The sequence below is a fragment of the Marinobacter sp. AC-23 genome, assembly GCF_001858325.1.
GTDB lineage: Bacteria > Pseudomonadota > Gammaproteobacteria > Pseudomonadales > Oleiphilaceae > Marinobacter.
On record NZ_MBPP01000009.1, the window covers coordinates 24343 to 43599 of the forward strand.

Annotated in this window: 21 protein-coding genes and 1 pseudogene; 8 read left to right on the top strand and 14 right to left on the bottom strand. The window is 56.6% G+C overall.

What is annotated here, in order from left to right:
* The first annotated feature begins 8 nt into the window (after nucleotides 1-8).
* The 7 genes and pseudogenes from BCA33_RS04780 (at nucleotide 9) to bluB (ending at nucleotide 6822) form a co-directional block, all read left to right on the top strand.
* Nucleotides 9-890, top strand: a complete 882-nt coding sequence (locus tag BCA33_RS04780) for a cobalamin-binding protein (protein WP_071263826.1) — start codon at nucleotides 9-11, stop codon at nucleotides 888-890.
* A gap of 33 nt (nucleotides 891-923) precedes the next feature.
* Nucleotides 924-1883 carry an iron ABC transporter permease gene (locus tag BCA33_RS04785; RefSeq protein WP_071263828.1) on the top strand — a complete coding sequence of 320 codons (960 nt, stop codon included), beginning with the start codon at nucleotides 924-926 and terminating at the stop codon, nucleotides 1881-1883.
* Entirely contained in the window at nucleotides 1883-2653 is a 771-nt protein-coding gene (locus BCA33_RS04790; protein ID WP_071263830.1) for an ABC transporter ATP-binding protein, read from the top strand. Before BCA33_RS04785 ends, BCA33_RS04790 begins: the two co-directional genes overlap by 1 nt.
* Before the next feature lie 25 nt (nucleotides 2654-2678).
* Nucleotides 2679-4007, top strand: coding sequence for a cobyrinate a,c-diamide synthase (locus BCA33_RS04795; protein WP_071263832.1), 1329 nt, complete (start codon nucleotides 2679-2681; stop codon nucleotides 4005-4007).
* The gene (gene cobO, locus BCA33_RS04800; RefSeq protein WP_071263834.1) at nucleotides 4000-4611 is read left to right on the top strand and encodes a cob(I)yrinic acid a,c-diamide adenosyltransferase; all 612 of its coding nucleotides are present in this window, start codon (nucleotides 4000-4002) and stop codon (nucleotides 4609-4611) included. Before BCA33_RS04795 ends, cobO begins: the two co-directional genes overlap by 8 nt.
* 3 nt (nucleotides 4612-4614) lie before the next feature.
* Nucleotides 4615-6087 (top strand): annotated as a pseudogene (locus tag BCA33_RS04805) (cobyric acid synthase); the annotation flags it as partial.
* 27 nt (nucleotides 6088-6114) lie between these two features.
* A complete protein-coding gene (gene bluB / locus BCA33_RS21345; protein WP_175469710.1) occupies nucleotides 6115-6822 on the top strand; it encodes a 5,6-dimethylbenzimidazole synthase in 708 nt (235 codons plus the stop codon).
* Nucleotides 6823-6894: 72 nt separating this feature from the next.
* On the opposite strand, the gene BCA33_RS04810 is transcribed toward bluB, so the two are convergent.
* From BCA33_RS04810 to BCA33_RS04870, 14 genes are all read right to left on the bottom strand, one after another.
* A complete protein-coding gene (locus tag BCA33_RS04810; protein ID WP_071263835.1) occupies nucleotides 6895-7830 on the bottom strand; it encodes a F0F1 ATP synthase subunit gamma in 936 nt (311 codons plus the stop codon).
* Complete coding sequence (locus BCA33_RS04815; RefSeq protein ID WP_083394632.1) at nucleotides 7814-9406, bottom strand: F0F1 ATP synthase subunit alpha; 1593 nt, start codon at nucleotides 9404-9406, stop codon at nucleotides 7814-7816. Before BCA33_RS04815 ends, BCA33_RS04810 begins: the two co-directional genes overlap by 17 nt.
* An 88-nt stretch (nucleotides 9407-9494) precedes the next feature.
* Nucleotides 9495-10211 carry a F0F1 ATP synthase subunit B gene (locus BCA33_RS04820; protein ID WP_254774188.1) on the bottom strand — a complete coding sequence of 239 codons (717 nt, stop codon included), beginning with the start codon at nucleotides 10209-10211 and terminating at the stop codon, nucleotides 9495-9497.
* The gene (locus BCA33_RS04825; RefSeq protein ID WP_071263837.1) at nucleotides 10201-10497 is read right to left on the bottom strand and encodes a F0F1 ATP synthase subunit C; all 297 of its coding nucleotides are present in this window, start codon (nucleotides 10495-10497) and stop codon (nucleotides 10201-10203) included. Before BCA33_RS04825 ends, BCA33_RS04820 begins: the two co-directional genes overlap by 11 nt.
* On the bottom strand, nucleotides 10494-11231 hold the full coding sequence (locus tag BCA33_RS04830) for a F0F1 ATP synthase subunit A (RefSeq protein ID WP_071263839.1): 738 nt from the start codon (nucleotides 11229-11231) through the stop codon (nucleotides 10494-10496). The genes BCA33_RS04825 and BCA33_RS04830 overlap by 4 nt, the downstream gene beginning before the upstream one ends.
* Nucleotides 11231-11545: an ATP synthase subunit I gene (locus tag BCA33_RS04835; RefSeq protein WP_254774189.1), complete on the bottom strand. Its 315-nt coding sequence runs from the start codon at nucleotides 11543-11545 to the stop codon at nucleotides 11231-11233. The genes BCA33_RS04830 and BCA33_RS04835 overlap by 1 nt, the downstream gene beginning before the upstream one ends.
* Nucleotides 11542-11700, bottom strand: coding sequence for a hypothetical protein (locus BCA33_RS21350; protein ID WP_254774190.1), 159 nt, complete (start codon nucleotides 11698-11700; stop codon nucleotides 11542-11544). The genes BCA33_RS04835 and BCA33_RS21350 overlap by 4 nt, the downstream gene beginning before the upstream one ends.
* Nucleotides 11701-11839: 139 nt before the next feature.
* A complete protein-coding gene (locus BCA33_RS21355) occupies nucleotides 11840-12034 on the bottom strand; it encodes a hypothetical protein (RefSeq protein WP_254774191.1) in 195 nt (64 codons plus the stop codon).
* A gap of 56 nt (nucleotides 12035-12090) precedes the next feature.
* Nucleotides 12091-12249 carry a hypothetical protein gene (locus BCA33_RS21360; RefSeq protein ID WP_254774192.1) on the bottom strand — a complete coding sequence of 53 codons (159 nt, stop codon included), beginning with the start codon at nucleotides 12247-12249 and terminating at the stop codon, nucleotides 12091-12093.
* A complete protein-coding gene (atpD, locus tag BCA33_RS04850) occupies nucleotides 12246-13622 on the bottom strand; it encodes a F0F1 ATP synthase subunit beta (RefSeq protein ID WP_071263841.1) in 1377 nt (458 codons plus the stop codon). Before atpD ends, BCA33_RS21360 begins: the two co-directional genes overlap by 4 nt.
* Before the next feature lie 19 nt (nucleotides 13623-13641).
* Nucleotides 13642-14565: a carbamate kinase gene (arcC, locus tag BCA33_RS04855; RefSeq protein ID WP_071263842.1), complete on the bottom strand. Its 924-nt coding sequence runs from the start codon at nucleotides 14563-14565 to the stop codon at nucleotides 13642-13644.
* Nucleotides 14566-14599: 34 nt separating this feature from the next.
* Nucleotides 14600-15601: an ornithine carbamoyltransferase gene (locus BCA33_RS04860; RefSeq protein WP_071263844.1), complete on the bottom strand. Its 1002-nt coding sequence runs from the start codon at nucleotides 15599-15601 to the stop codon at nucleotides 14600-14602.
* Between the two features lie 18 nt (nucleotides 15602-15619).
* A complete protein-coding gene (locus BCA33_RS04865; RefSeq protein WP_071263846.1) occupies nucleotides 15620-16849 on the bottom strand; it encodes an arginine deiminase in 1230 nt (409 codons plus the stop codon).
* 14 nt (nucleotides 16850-16863) lie between these two features.
* Nucleotides 16864-18360, bottom strand: coding sequence for a YfcC family protein (locus tag BCA33_RS04870; protein WP_083394634.1), 1497 nt, complete (start codon nucleotides 18358-18360; stop codon nucleotides 16864-16866).
* A 222-nt stretch (nucleotides 18361-18582) separates the two neighbouring features.
* On the opposite strand from BCA33_RS04870, the gene BCA33_RS04875 reads away from it, so the two are divergent.
* On the top strand, nucleotides 18583-19251 hold the full coding sequence (locus tag BCA33_RS04875; protein ID WP_071263848.1) for a DNA-3-methyladenine glycosylase I: 669 nt from the start codon (nucleotides 18583-18585) through the stop codon (nucleotides 19249-19251).
* Nucleotides 19252-19257: the final 6 nt, after the last annotated feature.

Genomic DNA, 19257 nt, shown 5'->3' on the forward strand with positions numbered 1-19257 from the left:
GCTAAACAATGAGTTACTGGCCGGTTAGAGCATTGCTTTGCATACTTTTGGTTCTCTCGCCAACGGCATGGGCAGAGGTGTGCGCTGAAGATGGGCAGGAAACACAAGTGTGCTTGCCTGAACCGGCCAAGCGCATAGCCACGCTGTCGCCAGGGGCAACTGAGCTTATGTTTGCAGCGGGTGCTGGCGAAAAAGTGGTTGCCGTTGTAAATCATAGTGACTACCCACCAGCAGCGCTGAAGATACCGCTGGTTGGCAACCACACCCGAATAGACCTTGAAGCGCTGTTGGCACTAGAGCCAGATTTGGTGATTACTTGGGTCACGGGCAATCCGCCCGCACAGATGGAAATGTTGAAGGAGCTCGGCCTACCCACATTTGCCATTGAACCGCGCACCTTTGAGGAGGTCTCCAGCGTTATTGAACGGCTCTCTGTATTGGCCGGAACGGAAAAAGAAGGGTTTGCGGAAGCTGAACGCTTCCGCAAAGGTATTGCAGAGGTTTCTGAGAAATATCTTAGCGCTGAACCCATACCTGTTTTTTATCAGGTATGGGAAACGCCTTTGATGACAATCAGTAACGATCACTTGATTGGCAAAGTGTTGCAGTTGTGTGGTGGTGTTAATGTGTTTGGTGATATGCCACGCCTGGTTCCCAGAATCAGCGCAGAAGTCGTGTTGCAGGCCGACCCTCATGTCATCCTGACCGGAAGTGTAGAGGGCGCCAGTGATGACGAGCTCGATCACTGGAAAGACTATTCCGGAATGAGCGCAGTGGCTCGGGGCAACTTGTTCTTTGTCCCTGCCTCCCCCATTTCGAGGCCTACTCCCAGGCTTCTTGAAGCCAGCCAGTTAATTTGTCAAAAGCTGGATATTGCCCGTGAACGTTGATGATATGAATGAGAACTTGCGGGTTCGCAATCGATGATCCGCTCTCTGCTTTGCCTTGGTGTGGCGGCTTTGGCGGCCGTGTTGCTGGCCCTGGCTTTGGGTAGTGTGACTATCCCTCCCCTTGGTCTTTTGGACGTCATTCAGGGCGAAGGCACAGCGCTGCATCGGACGCTGTTGTGGGATCTGCGTTTGCCACGCACGCTTGCTGCATTTGCGACCGGTGGTCTGCTTGCCGTGGCAGGGGCTCTTATGCAGGTATTACTCCGTAACCCACTGGCTGACCCGTATGTACTGGGGTTGTCGGGTGGTGCTGCAGTAGGGGCGTTGCTGGCTATGCTGGCAGGCATGGGCACGCTGTTGATATCGGGTTCGGCCTTCGCGGGCGCTATGCTGGCCACAGTGTTGGTGTTCGGTCTTGCCCACGGCACCGGCAGCTGGACTCCCTCACGTCTTTTGCTAACAGGCGTAGTGGTTGCAGCAGGCTGGGGTGCTGTGATTACTCTTATGTTGGCCATTACCCCTTCTTACAAGCTTCCCGGCATGCTGTATTGGTTGATGGGTGATGTTTCCTATGCCCGCACACCTTGGCCACCGTTGATCGTACTGGCTTTATCCATTGTGCTGGTTCTACCCCTTGCCCGTAATTTGAATGTGCTGGCGCGAGGCCCCATGCAGGCAGCAGCGCTTGGTGTATCTGTACGGCCGCTGGAGTGGACAATTTATATTCTCGCAAGCCTGCTGACAGCGACTGCAGTTACAACGGCTGGCAGTATCGGCTTTGTCGGCCTGATTGTGCCTCACATGCTCCGGCTGGTACTGGGCAATGATCAGCGCATTATTCTGCCAGCCTGTGCCCTGGCGGGCGGCACCTTGTTAGTGCTGGCGGACACGTTGGCACGGACGGTGATTGCGCCCGAACAGTTACCCGTCGGCGTGATTACCGCCTTGCTGGGGGTGCCTACCTTCTTGTACCTGCTACACCGGAGTCGCTGATGAGTAAGCTGCGCACTCGTGATTTGGTCATCAATGTACCGGGAAGGCCTGATGGCTATGCTTTGAACATGGATATCGAGCCCGGCCAGACTTGGGGTGTGCTTGGCCCTAACGGTGCGGGTAAAACCACTTTGCTTCACACACTCGCAGGCTTACTTCCTGCCCGCAGTGGCCGGGTAATGCTGAATGACACGCCGCTAGCACAACTAAAGCGCCGTGATATTGCCCGCCAGGTTGGCCTGGTGTTTCAGGAGCGGCAGGACAGTTTTCCGGCGACGGTTATGGAAACCGCTCTGATAGGCCGGCACCCCTGGTTGTCGCCTTGGGAAAGTGAGCAAGCTGACGATCAGGGGCGCGCGCAGCAAGCACTGGCCTTGTTGGATGTTGACCACTTATCTAACCGCTTGCTGAACACGCTGTCTGGCGGTGAGCGTCAGCGGGTTGCTATCGCCACACTGATGACTCAAAACCCCAGTGCCTGGCTGCTCGATGAGCCCACCAATCATTTGGATCTGCACCATCAAGTCAGAGTAATGCGCTTGCTTCGAAAGCAAGCGAACAATGGCAAAACCATTTTTATGTGCCTGCACGATCTAAATCTGGCGGCACGTTGGTGTAGCCATGTTTTGTTGTTATATACCAACGGCGACGCGTGCTGGGGCCCCGCTGATTCCATGCTTAAATCATCGGCACTTGAGAAACTGTATAACCAGAAATTGATCACGGTAGAAGCTGATGGCGCCCCCGTGTTCGTGCCAGTGTCCTCTTAACTCACTTTATTGAAATGGTAAGCCAATGAGTAAAGCCGTACCGGCAGTGATGATTACCGCTCCCGCCTCCGGGCAGGGTAAATCTATGGTGACAGCTGCGCTGGCACGCCTGCACCGCAATGCCGGGCGCGAGGTGCGGGTGTTCAAACACGGCCCGGACTATCTGGACCCGATGGTGCTGGAAGTTGCGTCAGGAAACCCTGTTTATCAACTTCACCCCTGGATGACCGGCGAAGATGAATGCCGGTGGCGATTGGCGGAAGCCGCGAAAACAGCTGACCTTATCCTGATTGAAGGTGCTATGGGGCTGTTCGATGGCGACCCATCAAGTGCTGACCTGGCCAAACTAATGGGCATTCCGGCGTTGCCGGTGATTGATGCCGGGGGCATGGCGCAAACCTTTGGAGCCATTGCCCTGGGCCTGGCCAGTTTTGATCCCGAACTCTCCGTATATCAGGTTATTGCGAATAAAATTGGCAGCCCGCGCCATGGCGATATGCTGCGGGAAGGGTTGCCCAAAGGCATCAGCCTGCTGGGCGCCATTCCCCGCAATGAGGCCATGCATATTCCAGATCGGCATTTGGGCCTTGTGCAGCCAACAGAGCTGGACAACCTCGATCAGCAGCTGGATCAGGCTGCCGAAGTGCTCAAGGCGGCGGGCCTTGATGAGTTACCAAAGGCGGTGCCTATCGCAGCGGCTGAGCCGGTCAAGCCGAAAGCTTTGCTGGCTGGGGTGCGCATTGCGATTGCCCAGGATATTGCCTTCAGTTTTATTTACCGTGCAAACACAGAGTTACTGGTCGCTATGGGTGCCGAGCTGCATTATTTCTCGCCGCTGGCGGACTCCGAGCTGCCGCCAGTTGATGCCCTTTGGCTTCCAGGCGGCTACCCCGACCTTCATGGCAGCACCCTGGAAAACAACCTGCCTATGCGCCAGGCCATCAGCGCTTTCTATCATGCCGGCAAGCCGATACTTGCGGAATGCGGCGGTTTGGTAGCCTGCATGGAAGAGTTTTCAGATAAAGAGGGCGGTGTGCACTCACTGTTGGGATTTGTGCCAGGCCAGGCTGCCATTGCCAAGCGCCTTCAAGGCTTAGGTATGCACAGTTTGAATACGAAACAAGGCGAACTACGTGGGCATACGTTTCATCGCTTCACACTGAACACCTCTTGGCAGCCTTTAGCGCACACCGAAAAACAAGCAGGCACAGGTAGCGAGGCTGTGTTCAGCCATAAAGGCTTGATCGCCAGCTTGTTTTACAGCTACTTCCCATCAGCGCCTGAAGTTATCGCAGCAATCTTCAAGGGCCAGCCGCTGACCTACTGCAATGACAAGGAGAATACCCATGCGTGAACGCGCAACAGACCCGGAACGCCACGCCAAGCGCATGGCGGCCAAACAGAGAATCATGCACGAACGGATTGCTAACGCCCAGAAAGAACAGGGCATATTGCTGGTGCTAACCGGCCCAGGCAAAGGCAAAAGCAGCTCCGGTTTTGGCATGGTCGCCCGGGCCCTTGGCCATGGTATGAAAGTCGGCATCGTGCAGTTTATTAAAGGTGCATTCAGTACCGGTGAAGAGGCGTTCTTTCGGGACCTGCCGAATGTGGATTACCACGTGATGGGCCAGGGCTACACCTGGGAGACCCAAAATCGGGAGCAGGATGTTGAGGCGGCGAATTCCGCCTGGGATATCGTCGCGGGCATGTTGCAAGATGGCAGTTATGACCTGATTTTGCTGGATGAGCTCAACATCGCATTGAAGTATGACTACATTGACCTGGATCGTGTTCTGGATGATCTGCAGGCCCGGCCAGAGATGCAGCACGTGGTTGTCACTGGTCGTAATGCGCCGCAGGAACTGATTGATATCGCGGATACGGTTACAGAAATGGGCGTGGTGAAACACGCCTTTAAGGATCAGGGCATCAAGGCTCAGAAGGGCGTTGAGCTTTAAAATATGACTACCCTCATGATCCAGGGCACCACCTCCGACGCCGGCAAAACCACCGTTGTCGCTGCTCTTTGCCGCTGGTTGGCTCGCCAAGGCGTGTCAGTGGCACCGTTCAAGCCGCAGAATATGGCTCTGAACAGTGCGGTAACCGTTGATGGCGGTGAAATCGGCCGCTCCACGGCGCTGCAGGCGTTGGCCTGTGGGGTGGAGCCCCACAGCGACATGAACCCGGTATTGCTTAAGCCGCAAAGCGATTGCGGCGCTCAGGTGATTCTGCGTGGGCAGGTGCACGGCAATATGGACGCGCTGGATTATCACGCCTACAAAGCCGAAGCCATGGAGGCGGTGATGGACGCTTGGCGCTCGCTCAGCGATCGTTATGACGTGATTATTGCAGAGGGTGCCGGCAGCCCGGCGGAGGTCAATTTACGGGCGAACGACATTGCCAACATGGGCTTTGCAGAAGCGGCAGATTGCCCGGTGTTGTTGGTGGGCGATATCGATCGCGGCGGCGTGTTTGCCCAACTTGTAGGCACTCTGGAGCTGATCTCCAGCAGCGAGCAGCAGCGCACGAAAGGCTTCATCATCAACCGCTTTCGTGGCGATATCAGTTTGCTGGAACCTGGCCTGGACTGGCTGGTCGACCGCACGGGCAAACCAGTCATTGGGGTGCTACCGTATCTTCACGGCCTGATTGTGGATTCTGAAGACAGCATAGGCACGTCAGGCACCAGTGAGGCTGGGGCTCTTAATGTGATCGTGCCCGTCTTGCCGCGCATCAGTAACCACAATGATTTTGACCCATTGCGCCTGCACCCTGGAGTAAACCTTCAATTTATCGGCCCGGATCAGGCCATCCCGCCGGCAGATTTGATTATCCTTCCCGGCAGCAAAAGCACCCGCACCGATCTGGCCTGGCTGCAATCCCAGGGCTGGGCGCAAGCGATCCGCAAGCACTTGCGGTACGGCGGCAAGGTATTCGGTATTTGTGGCGGCTTTCAGATGCTGGGCGAACAAGTGAATGACCCAAGCGGGCTGGAAGGCAGTGCTGGCACTACAAACGGCTTGGGCTTGCTGGAAATGACCACCACCATGGTTGCGGGTAAACAGCTGAAAGAGGTGCACGGAACCCTGAATCTGCCTGCCGGTGACCAGGCAGAAGGTGCCGCCTTCAGTGGTTACGAAATGCACAATGGTGTGAGTGAGGGGGCAGCACTGCTAACGCCACTGGCCCGGATCAACGGCCATAATGAAGGGGCTGTCAGCGCTGATGACCTGGTTGCCGGCACTTATGTGCATGGTGTTTTTGATCAACCAGCCGCTTGCGATGCCCTGTTACAGTGGGCCGGCCTTGGCGTGAGTGGTGCTGCGGTGGATTACCAGCAGCACCGGCTTGAACAGCTTGACCGGCTGGCAGATCAGGTTGAGAAGTGTCTGGATACCGACTGGCTGCGTGAACTGCTGAACCTGAAACCATCTGCGGCTAACCTGGGGGCATCTAGCACAATGAGTGACTCTGATCATGCGTTCAGTGAAGACGAGCGCGCGGGCCTCTACCGCGCTATATACGAGCGCCGCGATGTGCGCTCACAGTTCCTGCCAGACCCAATCCCCCAGCCAGTCCTGGCTCGCCTTCTGAAAGCAGCACATCACGCGCCTTCGGTAGGGTTTATGCAGCCCTGGGATTTTATACTGATCGACAGCGTGGAAGTTCGCGAGCAGGTATTGGCAAGTTTTAATGAAGAAAACGCCAAAGCCGCGGAGAACTACTCAGGTGAGCGCCAGCAAGCCTATCGCAACCTTAAACTGCAGGCCATTACCGAAAGCCCGATGAACCTGTGCATCACCTGCAACCGTACCCGGGGTGGCAGCCACGTATTGGGCCGTAATTCGGTTGTTGAAATGGACCTGTTCAGTACCTGCCTGGCCGTGCAGAATTTGTGGCTGGCGGCGCGGGCGGAAGGCATTGGTGTGGGGTGGGTCAGTATTTTGGATCAGGATCGGTTGTCGGATATTCTTGAATTACCTGACCATGTCTACCCCTTGGCGTATTTGTGTCTGGGCTATGTTAGCGAGTTTTTGGATCAGCCGGAATTGCAGGCGAAAGGCTGGCGGAAACGCTTGCCGTTGGAGGAGTTGGTGCACGGAAATGGCTGGGGGAAGCCGATAGAGCAGGTTGGCTTGACGGAGCAGTTAAAGGAGGCGAAGACCTGAGCTTCAGGCGCGTGATTGGTGCTAGCTTCCTGGCAAAGCCGGCCTCACCTTAAAGGTCTCAACTTGGGGATCTTAGGGCCCAATGTGGGCTTTGCCGAGGGTGGTTATGGCGTTGTCAGAAATCACCCGCTTCTTCGGCTTCTTCAACGCCTCAAAACCAATAATCACATCCATCAGCTCGTTGGTGATTTCCGTTTGCCGAACTGATCGCAACTCCCCCTCCACCACCTCAATACGCTCATCCACTGACTGCTCCGCCTGTTGCATAAGAGCCAGCCGCGCGGAGTTTTCGGTTACCATGGCTTCTGCGGAGGCGCGGAAAACGCTGGCGAAGATGTGGCTGCGAATCAGGGAAGACAGCAGTGCATCCGCCTCCATGGTGTAATCCGGAAGCGAGCGTGAATCCCAGCGTTTTTCACACTGTAGCAGTGAGGGCGCCAGCGGAAGAAGGTTCTGTATTGTCGGCTCCCGCGTGCCGTGCTCACCGCGCTGGGTAAACGCTAGAGTGACGGCCAGATGATGTAGCGGCTGGCCCCGGTTAAAGCGGTCTATGCGGGTAACAATATCGCCGGCGAGGCGACCTATGCCATCAGCAGAAGCCGGTGGCAGCAAAACAGCCTCTGGCAGTAGGCCCTGATCATCCAGGGCATCGTTCATTTGCGCGCCAATGCAGAGCAGGTGTTGCTTGCCGATCGTTTGGCTTTGGCAATGCACCTGCACCACGCCTGCGAGTACCTCATTGTAGTTGCCGCAGAGGCCGTGGTCGGAGCCGAACACGATGACCAGATGCTCCACTGCATCTTCCTGTCGCAGGTTGATACCGCCAGTTCGATGAGCGAAGGCCGCAAAGCCCTGCAGTATGGTCTGGTGATAGGCCTCAATTGAACGGGCCGCGTGCTCATAGGGTGCCGCGTTAATCGCAGACAGGGTTTTCATGGTGTGAACGATGCCGCGAATGCTGGTCAGGGTGTCGCTGTGCCGGGTCAGCGTCTCAAGCGTCTGGGCCATGGCTGACCTCGTCTGCGCTTGGCGTCTGATCGCTGCGGTTTACAGACAGTGCGGCGCGAGCGGTTGTGATAATTCGTTCGCGGTCTTCTTCGCTCAACCCTTTGTTTTCGCTGATGCGTTCGTCGATGAACTGGAAGTGTTTCCGGGCAGCGGCACGGATGCGGCCCATGGCATCGCTTAGTTGTTCTTCAGGTAAGGCATCGAAAAGCCCTTCCATTGCTGCAATCAAAACCGCCAGTTGCTCGGCTGCGGGCATGGGATCACGCTCGGCCTGACGCAACGCCGTGCGAACCGCTGCGCCACGTGTGAGGCGGGCGCGAGTGGTGTCGTCCAGCCGGGTGCCAAAGCGGGCGAAGTCTTCCAGTTCTTCGAACTGCGACAGGGTAACCCGCAAGTTGCCAGCCACTTCGCGCAGGGCACGGCTTTGTGCTTTACCACCCACGCGGGAAACCGACAGGCCCAGATCCACGGCAGGAAACTGGTTTTTGCGCACCAGCCGTGGCGACAGGTAGATCTGCCCGTCGGTTATGGAGATCAGGTTGGTGGGAATGTAAGCCGACAGATTCTCCGCCTGGGTCTCCACCACCGGCAAGGCGGTAATCGAGCCGCCGCCCGCGTCCTGGGTAAACTGGCCGGCCCGTTCCAGAAGGCGGGCATGAACGTAGAAAATATCCCCGGGGAAGGCTTCACGCCCCGGTGGCCGGCGCAACAGCAGCGACAGTTCACGGTAGGAGCGGGCGTGGTGAGTCAGGTCATCAAAAATAACCAGCACATCCCGGCCTTGATCGGAAAAGTACTCGGCCATAGCCATAGCGGCATAGGGCGCAATATAAGACAGTCCCGGTGCTTCTTCATCACCGGCGGACATGACCACACTGCGGCGCAACATGTTGCCTTTTTTCAGGGCAGCTATAACCCTTGATACGGCATCACCGCGCTGGCCAATGGCGCAATATATACAGGTAACGTCTGAGCGCGCCTGATTGAGTATGGTGTCTATGGCGATGGAGGTTTTGCCAGTTTGGCGATCACCGATGATCAGCTCGCGCTGGCCCAGGCCCACAGGTACCGCCGCATCGATGGCTTTGATGCCGGTTGCCAGAGGTCGGGAAATAGCCGAGCGGCTGAGAATGCCCGGTGCTTCCGCTTCAATCGGATGCTCGGCCACTGCCGCGATGGCGCCCAGCCCGTCTTTGGGGCGGCCCATGGCGTCAACCACGCGCCCCAGCAATGCGGAACCAACTGGCACGCTCACCACCTTGCGTGTGCGTCGTACATCCTCGCCCATGGTGATGAGCTCGGAAGGCCCCAACAGAATCACACCGAGCCGGCCTGGTTCCAGATCCAGCACTATGCCGCGCACACCGCATTCAAACACCAGTAATTCATCGGCCAACGCACGGGCAAGGCCGGTAACGATCGCAACACCATCGCCCACCTCGGTTACCTTGCCGACTTCGGTTATGACCGGAGCTGGCGCAGGTGTTGCCAACAGGGATTCCCGCCACGCATCGAACTTCTCAGGTGAGTGAAGTTCGGAACGGGTTTCCGGAGCACTGTGATCTATGTCGGCCATAGCGTTGTGTCTATCCTCATTATGCATAACCGGGTTTATGCACCCGTGGGCTGATCCCGTCCGGAAGCATCAGCTGCCATGCGCTCGTTTAGCAGCGCGTCGAATTCTTCGGTGTAGCTGTCGACCGTCCAGGCAATCTGGCACCGCCAACCCTCAGAACCAATCCTGGCGCCTGTTGTGGAGCCGTTTCAAAGCGCAGGTTGATGCCCGGAAGCAGGCTTTTCACATCAGTCTGCAGCAGCGCCTGTGCCGCCTCGGGCAAGGTGTCGCGAGTGGTTGCGACCGCTTCCTTGCGGTCGCCCGCAGCGTCCGCGAGTTCACTGGCAATCGGCCGTAACCGCGCGCTGACGTGGCGAACGATGGCCTCTTCCAGGGATTCATCCGCAAGATCCCGCAGTGCTTTGCGGGTGAGCTCCAGCAGGGTTTCTTCTCCGGCCCGCTGCAGTTGTGCGGTGAACTTCTGGCGTTCACGCTCAAGGTGCTTGTGCCAGTCTGTCTGTTCCTGTTCAAGCTTGGCGTGGGCCTCAGCCAAGAGGCTATCGCGCTGATTTTCCGATTCCCGCAAGGCCTGTTTGACCACGGCATCCTGGTCAGACAACAGCTGTTTTTGCTGCTGGCGAAATGTCGCTTCGGCTGCCTGTGCTTTTTTCTCGGCTTCTCCTGCTTCAGCCATGCGGCGGGTTATTTCGGCCTCACGGGCGTCAATGCCGTCAAGAATCGGGCGATAGAGAAAGCGCTTCAGCAACCAGACCAACACCAGAAAGTTGGCGATCTGCGCGATAACGGTAATCCAGTCAATGGACATGATCGGCTCTAGCCCCTGCGGCAACCTGCATGGCATCCCAGAACGGGTTGGCAAAAATCAGAATCATGGCCACCACAAAACAGTAAATGGCGGTGGATTCAATCATCGCCAGGCTCACAAACAGGGTTCGTGACAGAGTGGGGGCTGCATCGGGTTGCTGTGCGATGGCGGCAATCGCGGCGGCGGCTGCCCGCCCTTCTCCAAGTGCCGGGCCCAAGGCGCCAAAAGACACTGTCATGCCAGCCGTAAATATCGAGATGACTGCAATAATTGCGAGATCCGTCATGATTTTTCTTCCTGGTGGGTCGATCGTTTTGATTCAGGGGGTGAACTCTGTGTCTGAACAGCTGAAGAGTCTGGCTCGGCCGTGGCCGATGAGATGTAAACAGTGGCGAGAATGGCGAAAATATAGGCTTGAATGATGCCGGTTAATAATCCGAGCATGTCCATAACTACCGGGAAGAAAAATGGCGCGACGGTCAGCAGGATGGCCGCAATAACCGCGCCGCTCATCACGTTGCCGTAAAGACGAATGGCCAGAGATATGCCCTTGGAGAACTCACCGATAATATTGAACGGCAACATGATGACCGAGGGCTCAATAAACGTTTTGAGGTAATGCCCGACACCTCCACTGGCAATGCCGAATACCGGGACAGCCGCCAGCACAGACAAGGCCAGTGCCGCTGTGGTTGATAATGAAGACGTAGGCGGCGAAAACCCCGGTATTACCAGCATCAGATTGGATAAGGCGATGAACAGGAACAGAGTGCCGGCAAAGTACATCACGTGGCGCGCCGAGTTCCGAGTAACTTCTTCGATCTGTCCCTGAATCAGCTTTACGATCACTTCCAGCGACGTACGCCAGCGATTGGGCGGTACATCCGGCCGAAGATTGCGGGTAATCAGCATCGAAATACCCACCAATAAGGCCATGACAATCCAGGTGTTGACGATGGTGGCGTTAACTTCCCAGCCGGCCAAGGTAAAAACAACAACGTCATCGGGGGTAAGCTGCATTACGCGCCCTCCTGTGTGGCTGTGATGGGTGCCTTGCTGATTCTGGCCCAGAGCACGGCAACCAGCCGCGCCAGGAAAAACGCAAGACCGTAACCGGCGATGGCCCAGTTGCTGCCACCGTAAGCGGTTACCAGAAAACCAACGCCAAGCAGCACCGCAATGCGGCAGAACGAGCTGGCCATAAGCCAGAGTCCGGGTCGGTCAGAGCCCAAGGCACGTCGCATACCCCATGCCAGCCCTGCGAAGAATAATGCGCTGACGGGTAAACCCAATGAAAAGCCCAGCAGTACTGCTGGCCAGTCTACTGTTATCACCGTTTGCCTCCCTTCTGATCCGGCCCTTCCCGTTCGATCCAGCCCCAGGCAATTATGCCTCCGACAACCACGCCGCCGAGAATCAGGGCAATGGGCCAGGAAAAGTTCTGTGGCGCCACTTTGTTCAGCCACAATCCCAGAAAAGCGCCGCCCACGGTGGGCACCGCGATTGACCAGCCGATGATTCCGAACGCCCCCAGCCCGCGCAGAGGGCTGACCCCGGCTCATCCCGTGCGCGTTTCATGCGCTCAGCACTGCGCCGTATGTCTTCTGCAGAGCGATCGTTTTTTGTGCTCATACCGTGGGTTTCCGTAAGTCGCCGAAACGCCGCACTATGCCTGCTTCCAGCCGGGACAGGGCTGAGCGTGCCACCCGTTCTTCTTCATCCACTTCGATAAACGCGGCTTGTATGGTTTCGTTCAGGGATTCGAGATCCTTGCCTTGAACGCCACGGCGTATGGCGATGTCCACCTGATGGCCTTTTTTCATCAGCACGCCTTCGTCCACGCCAAAGAAGGCTTCGGTACCGTCGGCCGAGGTGAGAATCAGTACTGAGGCACCAGCGCCGTAACAAAATCCGTATGGTTCGGAAGCATGCCGAAAGCACCGTTTTGCGCGGTAGCGAATAGCCGCTGCACACTGCCTTCGAACAGTGTTCGGGTTGGCAGGCGCAGCGTTACCTGCATGGATTCGGCAAGGTTCATGATTTTTTCTCCAGATCCTTCAGGGAGCCAATCATGTAGTAGTCAGTTTCGTTATCGTGAAATTCGGTCTGGCTCAGGATGGTTTCGCAGCCGTCCAACGTGTCCTTGATGGACACGCGCCTGCCGCTGTCGCCGGTCAGCGCGCCGACGGTGAAAAAAGGTTGCGTGAGAAAGCGTTCAAGCCGTCGCGCCCGCGCCACGGTGGCCCGGTCTGCGGCTGAGAGTTCTTCCATACCCAACATGGCAATAATGTCGCGCAGGTCTTCGTACTCGGCAAGGGTACGCCTTACGGCCCGGGCAATGTCGTAATGGCGCTGGCCAACAATGGCGGGCGTTAGCATTACGGAGGCAGAGCCAAGGGGGTCAACGGCCGGGTACAGGCCCTCACTGGCACGCTTGCGCGACAGCACCACAGAGGCAGAAAGGTGCGAGAAAATGTGCGCCGCCGCCGGGTCGGTGAAATCATCTGCCGGCACGTACACCGCCTGAATGGAGGTGATGGCTCCGTTGCGGGTAGAGGTGATGCGCTCCTGTAATGTGGCCAGTTCGGTGGCCAGCGTTGGCTGGTAACCAACCCGGGACGGCATACGGCCCATCAGCCCGGAGACTTCCGAGCCCGCCTGCACAAAGCGGAAAATATTGTCGATGAGCAGCAACACATCTTGCTTCTGCACGTCACGGAAATACTCCGCCATAGTGAGTGCGGTTTTGCCCACCAGAAACCTTACACCGGGAGCTTCGTTCATTTGCCCGAACAGCATCACGGTTTTGTCCCGCACACCGGCGTCACCCATCTCGCGGTAGAGCTCTTCCGCTTCCCGCGAGCGTTCGCCAATACCGCAGAACAGGCTTACGCCCTGATAATGTTGAACTGTGTTGTTGATCAGTTCGGTGATCAGCACGGTTTTACCCACACCGGCACCGCCGAACAGTCCGGTCTTGCCGCCACGCTCAATGGGGGAGAGCAGATCGATGGCTTTGATGCCAGTTTCGAGAATATCGCTGTGTATTACACGGTCTTCCAGCGCCGGAGGCGGTTGGTGAATGGAGCGTTGCACTGTGGCGGCAGGAGCAGGCTTGCCATCAATGGGCTCGCCGAATACGTTGAGCATGCGTCCCAGCACCGTATCGCCCACCGGAACCTGAATGGGGGCCCCGGTCGCCTTTACTGGCATTCCCAAGCCCAGCCCACGCACCGGTGCCAGCGCCATGCAGCGCACGGCGCCATTCTCAAGGAGTGAGGTGACCTCCATGGCCAGATTGCCAGCGTGAACCAGATCCTGAATACGGGGCGAGGTTCCCGGAAACTTCACATCGACAACACCGCCGCGAATTCCCACTATTTGCCCAACATCAATGATCTGATTCGACATGAATAACGAGCCCGAGTCATTACGCGTTTTTGGTGGCGTCTTTGGTGATGAGTGTACCTGCGTGGCCATTCAGAATATCGAGTGCATCTTCCAGCCGGCCAATGCCGCTGATGCCTCCGGAGTCCGCAAAATCACAGGCGGCCATCACCTTCGGCCCCATGGAACCGGCGGGTACATCCAGTGTTCTGGCCTGAGCTGGGGTTACTTTTCGAACGGGTGCGGCAGTAGGCGTGCCAAAGTCACGATAGACCGCATCCACGTCGGTTAACAGCAGCAAAGCATCGGCTTTCAGCTCGTGTGCCAATAAAGCACTGGCGGCATCTTTGTCGATCACTGCTTCTACACCGGTCATGCTGCCGTCGTTACGGCGTAGCACGGGAATGCCACCGCCTCCGGTGCAGATAACAACTACGCCCTGATTCAGCAGTAACTTCAGCACTCGCATGTCAGGGATTTCTTTGGGTGCCGGCGAAGGGACTACTCTGCGCCATTTGTCGCCGTCGGCTGCAATGTGCCAGCCGGCGGCCGCTGCCCGGGATTCCGCTTCCGCTTTTTCGTAAACCGGGCCGATAAATTTGGTCGGATTTTTAAAAGCAGGGTCGGCTCGGTCGACAACCACCTGTGTGAGCAGGGTTGCCACTGGGCGGTCGTGGCCAAGGGCATTCTCCATCTCTTGCTCAATCATGTAACCGATCATGCCGCCGGTTTCTGCGCCCAATACATCCAGCGGATAGGCTTCCTCTGGCTTGTAAGCGGCGCCTTGCAGAGCCAGCAAGCCAACCTGAGGGCCGTTGCCATGGGTAATAACCAACTGATGCCCGGCGCGCACCAGCTTGGCCAGTGACTTTGCGGCGGTCCGCACGTTGGTGCGTTGGGCTTCTGCTGTTAGTGGCTCGCCGCGTTTCAACAGGGCGTTCCCGCCCAGAGCTGCAACAATCAGCATACTGTGTATCCTTTATCAGTAATTCGAGCCAGCATCAGGCCCCGAGTGTGGCTACCAGCACTGCCTTGATGGTGTGCATGCGGTTTTCCGCCTGATCAAACACGATGGATGCGGGGCTTTCGAAAACGTCGTCCGTCACCTCCATGGCGGTAATGTCGAACTCTGCCTCTATTTCCTTGCCCACCGTTGTTTCGGTGTTGTGAAAAGCGGGCAAGCAATGCATAAAACGGGCTCGCGGGTTGCCGGTTTTTTCCATCAGTGCGGCGTTCACCTGGTAAGGCATTAACAGCTTGATGCGTTCGCCCCACTTCTCTTTTGGTTCGCCCATGGACACCCACACATCGGTGTACACAAAGTCGACCCCGGCCACGGCGGCGTCGATGTCTTCTGTAATGGTAATGCGGGCGCCGGTTTCCAGGGCAATGGCCTGGGCTTCGTCTTGTATTTCCTGGTCTGGCCAGCAAACTTTCGGGGCGCACAAACGCACATCCATGCCCATCTTGGCACCGCCAATCAATAGGCTGTCGCCCATGTTGTTAGCAGCGTCGCCTATAAAGACATAAGCCACCTCATGCAACGGCTTTTCAACGTGCTCCTGCATGGTTAAAAAATCGGCCAGAATCTGGGTTGGGTGAAACTCATCCGTCAGACCGTTAAAAACTGGCACACCAGCGTGCTTTGCCAGCTCCTCAACAATTTTCTGGCCAAAACCCCGGTACTCGATGCCGTCATAAACACGGCCTAACACCCGGGCGGTATCTTTCACCGATTCCTTATGGCCTATGTGGGTGCCAGTAGGTCCGAGGTAGGTCACTCTGGCACCTTGATCGTAAGCGGCCACCTCGAACCCCACCCGCGTTCGGGTGGAGTTCTTTTCAAAGATAAGAGCGAGCTCCTTGCCGTTAAGTTGGGGAACCTCGGTGCCAGCGTATTTGGCAGCCTTCAGATCTTTTGCCAGTTGCAGTAGAAAACTGATCTCTTGCGGGGAAAAATCCCGCAAGGTGAGGAAGTGACGATTTTTCAGATTAAAAGCCATGGTCTTTATCCTCTCCGGTCAAATGGGGTCACGCATTGTGGGGCAGCTCATGCAACGCCCGCCGCCGCGGCCACGGCCCAGTTCGGCGCCCGGAATGGCCAGCACTTCAATGCCTGCTGCTTCCAGTGCCGCGTTGGTGTCATCGTTGCGGTCGTAGCCGACAACTACGCCTGGGCTCAGCGCCAGCACGTTGTTGCCATCGTTCCACTGCTCCCGTTCACGCTCGGCCGGGTTATCACCGCCGGTCGGGACAACCTCAAGTGAGCTATAGCCAAGAACGTCAGCCACCACATCAAACAAGGGCCGCGGATCCTGGCGGAAAGAAAGGTGCTTTTCGCCTTCACCGGGGCGCAAGTCATAGCAGACCACTTCGTCCGCAACCTCTTTGAACGCGGTGACAACATTGCCGCCGCAGAAGGTAAAGATGGTGTCCAGATGCATGGCGGTGCGGGATTTCGGGATCTGACAGGCAATTACCCGCTCTGCGGTGCCTTTTTCGAACAGGGCGTTAGCCAACTGCCCGACGGCCTGCGGCGATGAGCGCTCGCCCATTCCCACAAGCACCGTGCCGTTGCCCACAGGCATCACATCACCGCCTTCAAGTGTGGCAAGGCCATGGTCTTTCGTTGGGTCGCCCCAGAGCACATCCACCTTGCCGGCAAATTTTGGGTGGTAGCGATACACGCCGGCCATCAACAGTGTTTCGGGTTGGCGTGCAGCCCAGTACATGGGGTTAAGAGTGACACCACCGTAAACCCAGGAACTGTTGTCCCGGGTAAAGAGGTAGTTGGGTAGCGGCGGCAGCACAAACCCGTAGTGCCCCAGGTGGTTGCCGAAAAGTCCGGTCGGATCAAATGGCAAATCGCCCACCTCAAGGCCTCCAATCAGATATTCCGACAACTTGCTGCCCGCGAGCTCATCCATCCAAGCGCGCAAATCGGAAATCATCCCGACGCCTACCTGGTTCCAGGTAATGCGGTGATCCAGAATCCATTTTCGGGCTTCCGAAATGTCCAGGGTTTCGGCCAACAGCTCGTTGACATCCAGCACTTCGACACCCCGATCTCGCATCACGCTGACAAACACATCGTGGTCTTTCTGGGCCTGTTTTACCCAGAATACGTCGTCAAACAACAGAGCGTCACAGTTGGACGGAGTTAACCTCCGGTGAGCAAGGCCTGGGCGGCAGACAATGACCTGCCGCAGTTTTCCGGTTTCCGAATGTACGCCAAGCTTCTGTTCAGACATGGTTCAATCCTCCATTAAATGAGTGCAGCTGCACTGATAACCACCGAAATGAAAATGGTAAGAATTAAAAGCAAAGGCCAGATAAACGCGATCCAGCGGTCGTAGGACACGCGGCCAATCGCCAGACCACCGACCACTACGGCAAAGGTTGGGTTGATCAGGTTTACCAGACCGTTGGCAGACTGAAACGCAGTTACCACAAGGTCGCGCCCCACGTTGGCGAAATCAGCAAGCGGCGCCAGAATTGGCATAGAGAGAACCGCCAGCCCGGACGAGGACGGCACAAAGAAGCTCATGCCTACTTCAATCCAGAACATCAGGTTGATAAATGCCAGTTCGGGCAGCCCGCCGAGGGAGGTTTCTGCACTGTGCAGAATAGTGTCGGCAATCATGCCCTGATCCATGATCACCACGATGCCTCGTGCAAGTCCTACTACAAGAGCAACGCCCAGAAGATCACGCGCGCCGTCAACAAAGCTGCCAGTGAGTTTTTTCTCACCAAGGCGGGCAATGATGCCGATCACAATGGCGGAACCAAAAAACAGCGCACCCATACGGGCCATCCACCAGCCCTGAGACGATACGCCCCAGATCATGACAACAAAGGTTACGGCGAAGATCAGAAGCGCAACAATCTGTGTTCTGGTGAGCGTGGAAGCCTGGACTTCATCGGCATGTTTGCCCAGGAAAAGCCTGCGGTGCGCATCCCACTGTTTGGAGACTACAGAACGGGATGGATCTGCTTTTACACGAACGGCGTAACGCATAACGTAGGCAGAGCAAATTAACAGGCCGCCAATGAGCAGGATGAAGCGCACGATAATGCCGTCAGTAAACGGAATTTGAGCCGCGTTGGCCGCGATAACCGTGGCAAATGGGTTGATTGTGGAGCCCAGCACGCCGATGCCGGCACCCACCATGATGATAGCCACCCCGGTTACGGCGTCGTATCCTGCGGCCATCATCACTGGGATTAAAATGGCATAGAAAGCCAGGGTCTCCTCGGCCATGCCATAGGTTGTGCCTCCAATGGCAAACAGGGTCATCAATATCGGGATCATCCAGATTTCATGGCCCTTGAGATGTCGCATGGCGCTGCGTATGCCGGTATCAATGGCCCCCGTAGCATTCATTACGCCGAGGAAACCGCCCAGGAAAAGAACGAACAGGGCAACATCAATGGCGTTGGCCACATAACTGTCCGGATCATAAAACCCGGCCGTGGGGGCGAGCATGACCTCCATAAAACCCTGAGGGCTGGGATCGACCGTCTGGTAGGTGCCAGGCACGGCCACTTCACGCCCAACTTCCTCGTTCATTGCCCGGTCATATTGACCGGCAGGTATAATCCAGGTCAGGGCTGCAACCAAGATAATTAGTAGGAAAAGAATGGTATAGGCGGTGGGGAATCGCGTTGCCAAATCCTGTTCTGGGTCGTTTGGCGGACTTCCTGAAGAGTTATCTAAAGGGGTATCTGAAGAGTTTTCTGGGGAGTGGTTATTCTCATTCACAGCACTTCTCCTTAATCTACACCGACTACTGTGGCAGATCCCGATCCCGATCCCGGCTGTGAACGCTATTGCTTTTATTTAGCCAGAGGGGAGCACGATTTCCGAATCGTCAGTTATCAGGATGGACGAGAAGGCACTGGCTTGAATTGATATAAGTCACTATTAATCTAAATACGACATTTATTATTAGTAAGCTCACCAAAACTTCAAAGACGAGACACTATGCGCTTTTCAGATATCCACGAACGCGCCATCGCCCGCAAAGGCGGTGTGGCACAACTGAACGCGTTACTACCGCAGTTACCACCTGCCGCCGAGTTGAAGGCGCGAACGGATGATCGCTATCTTGCAGAAATCACCCGCTGTGTGTTTAAAGCCGGTTTCGTGTGGCGGGTAATCGACAACAAATGGCCGGGCTTTGAGGCGGCCTTTCAGGGGTTTGTGCCTGCGTACTGGCAGCAAGTCCCGCCAGACGTTTTGGAGGACCTGGCCCGGGATGAGCGCATTGTGCGCAATATGCAAAAAATCCGTACCGTGCCGGAAAACGCCCGCATGATTATGGATGCGGTACACGAGCACGGAAGCTTTGGTGCTTTTCTGAGCCAGTGGCCGTCAGAAGATCAAGCTGGTTTATTGTTGTGGTTCAAGCGTCACGGTTCCCGCCTTGGTGGTAACAGTGCCCAGTATTTTCTGCGCTACGTAGGCTGGGATGGCTTTGTTTTGTCCCACGATGTGGTTGCAGGCTTGCGCCTTGCCGGTCTTCTGGATGCCTCGCCAACGAGTAAAAAAGGGCTGCAACAAGCGCAGGCGGCTTTTACTGGCTGGCATCACGAAACCGGCCTGCCATACAGCCAGTTATCGCGCATTTTGTCGTGCTCGGTGGAGGGTTGAACGCTA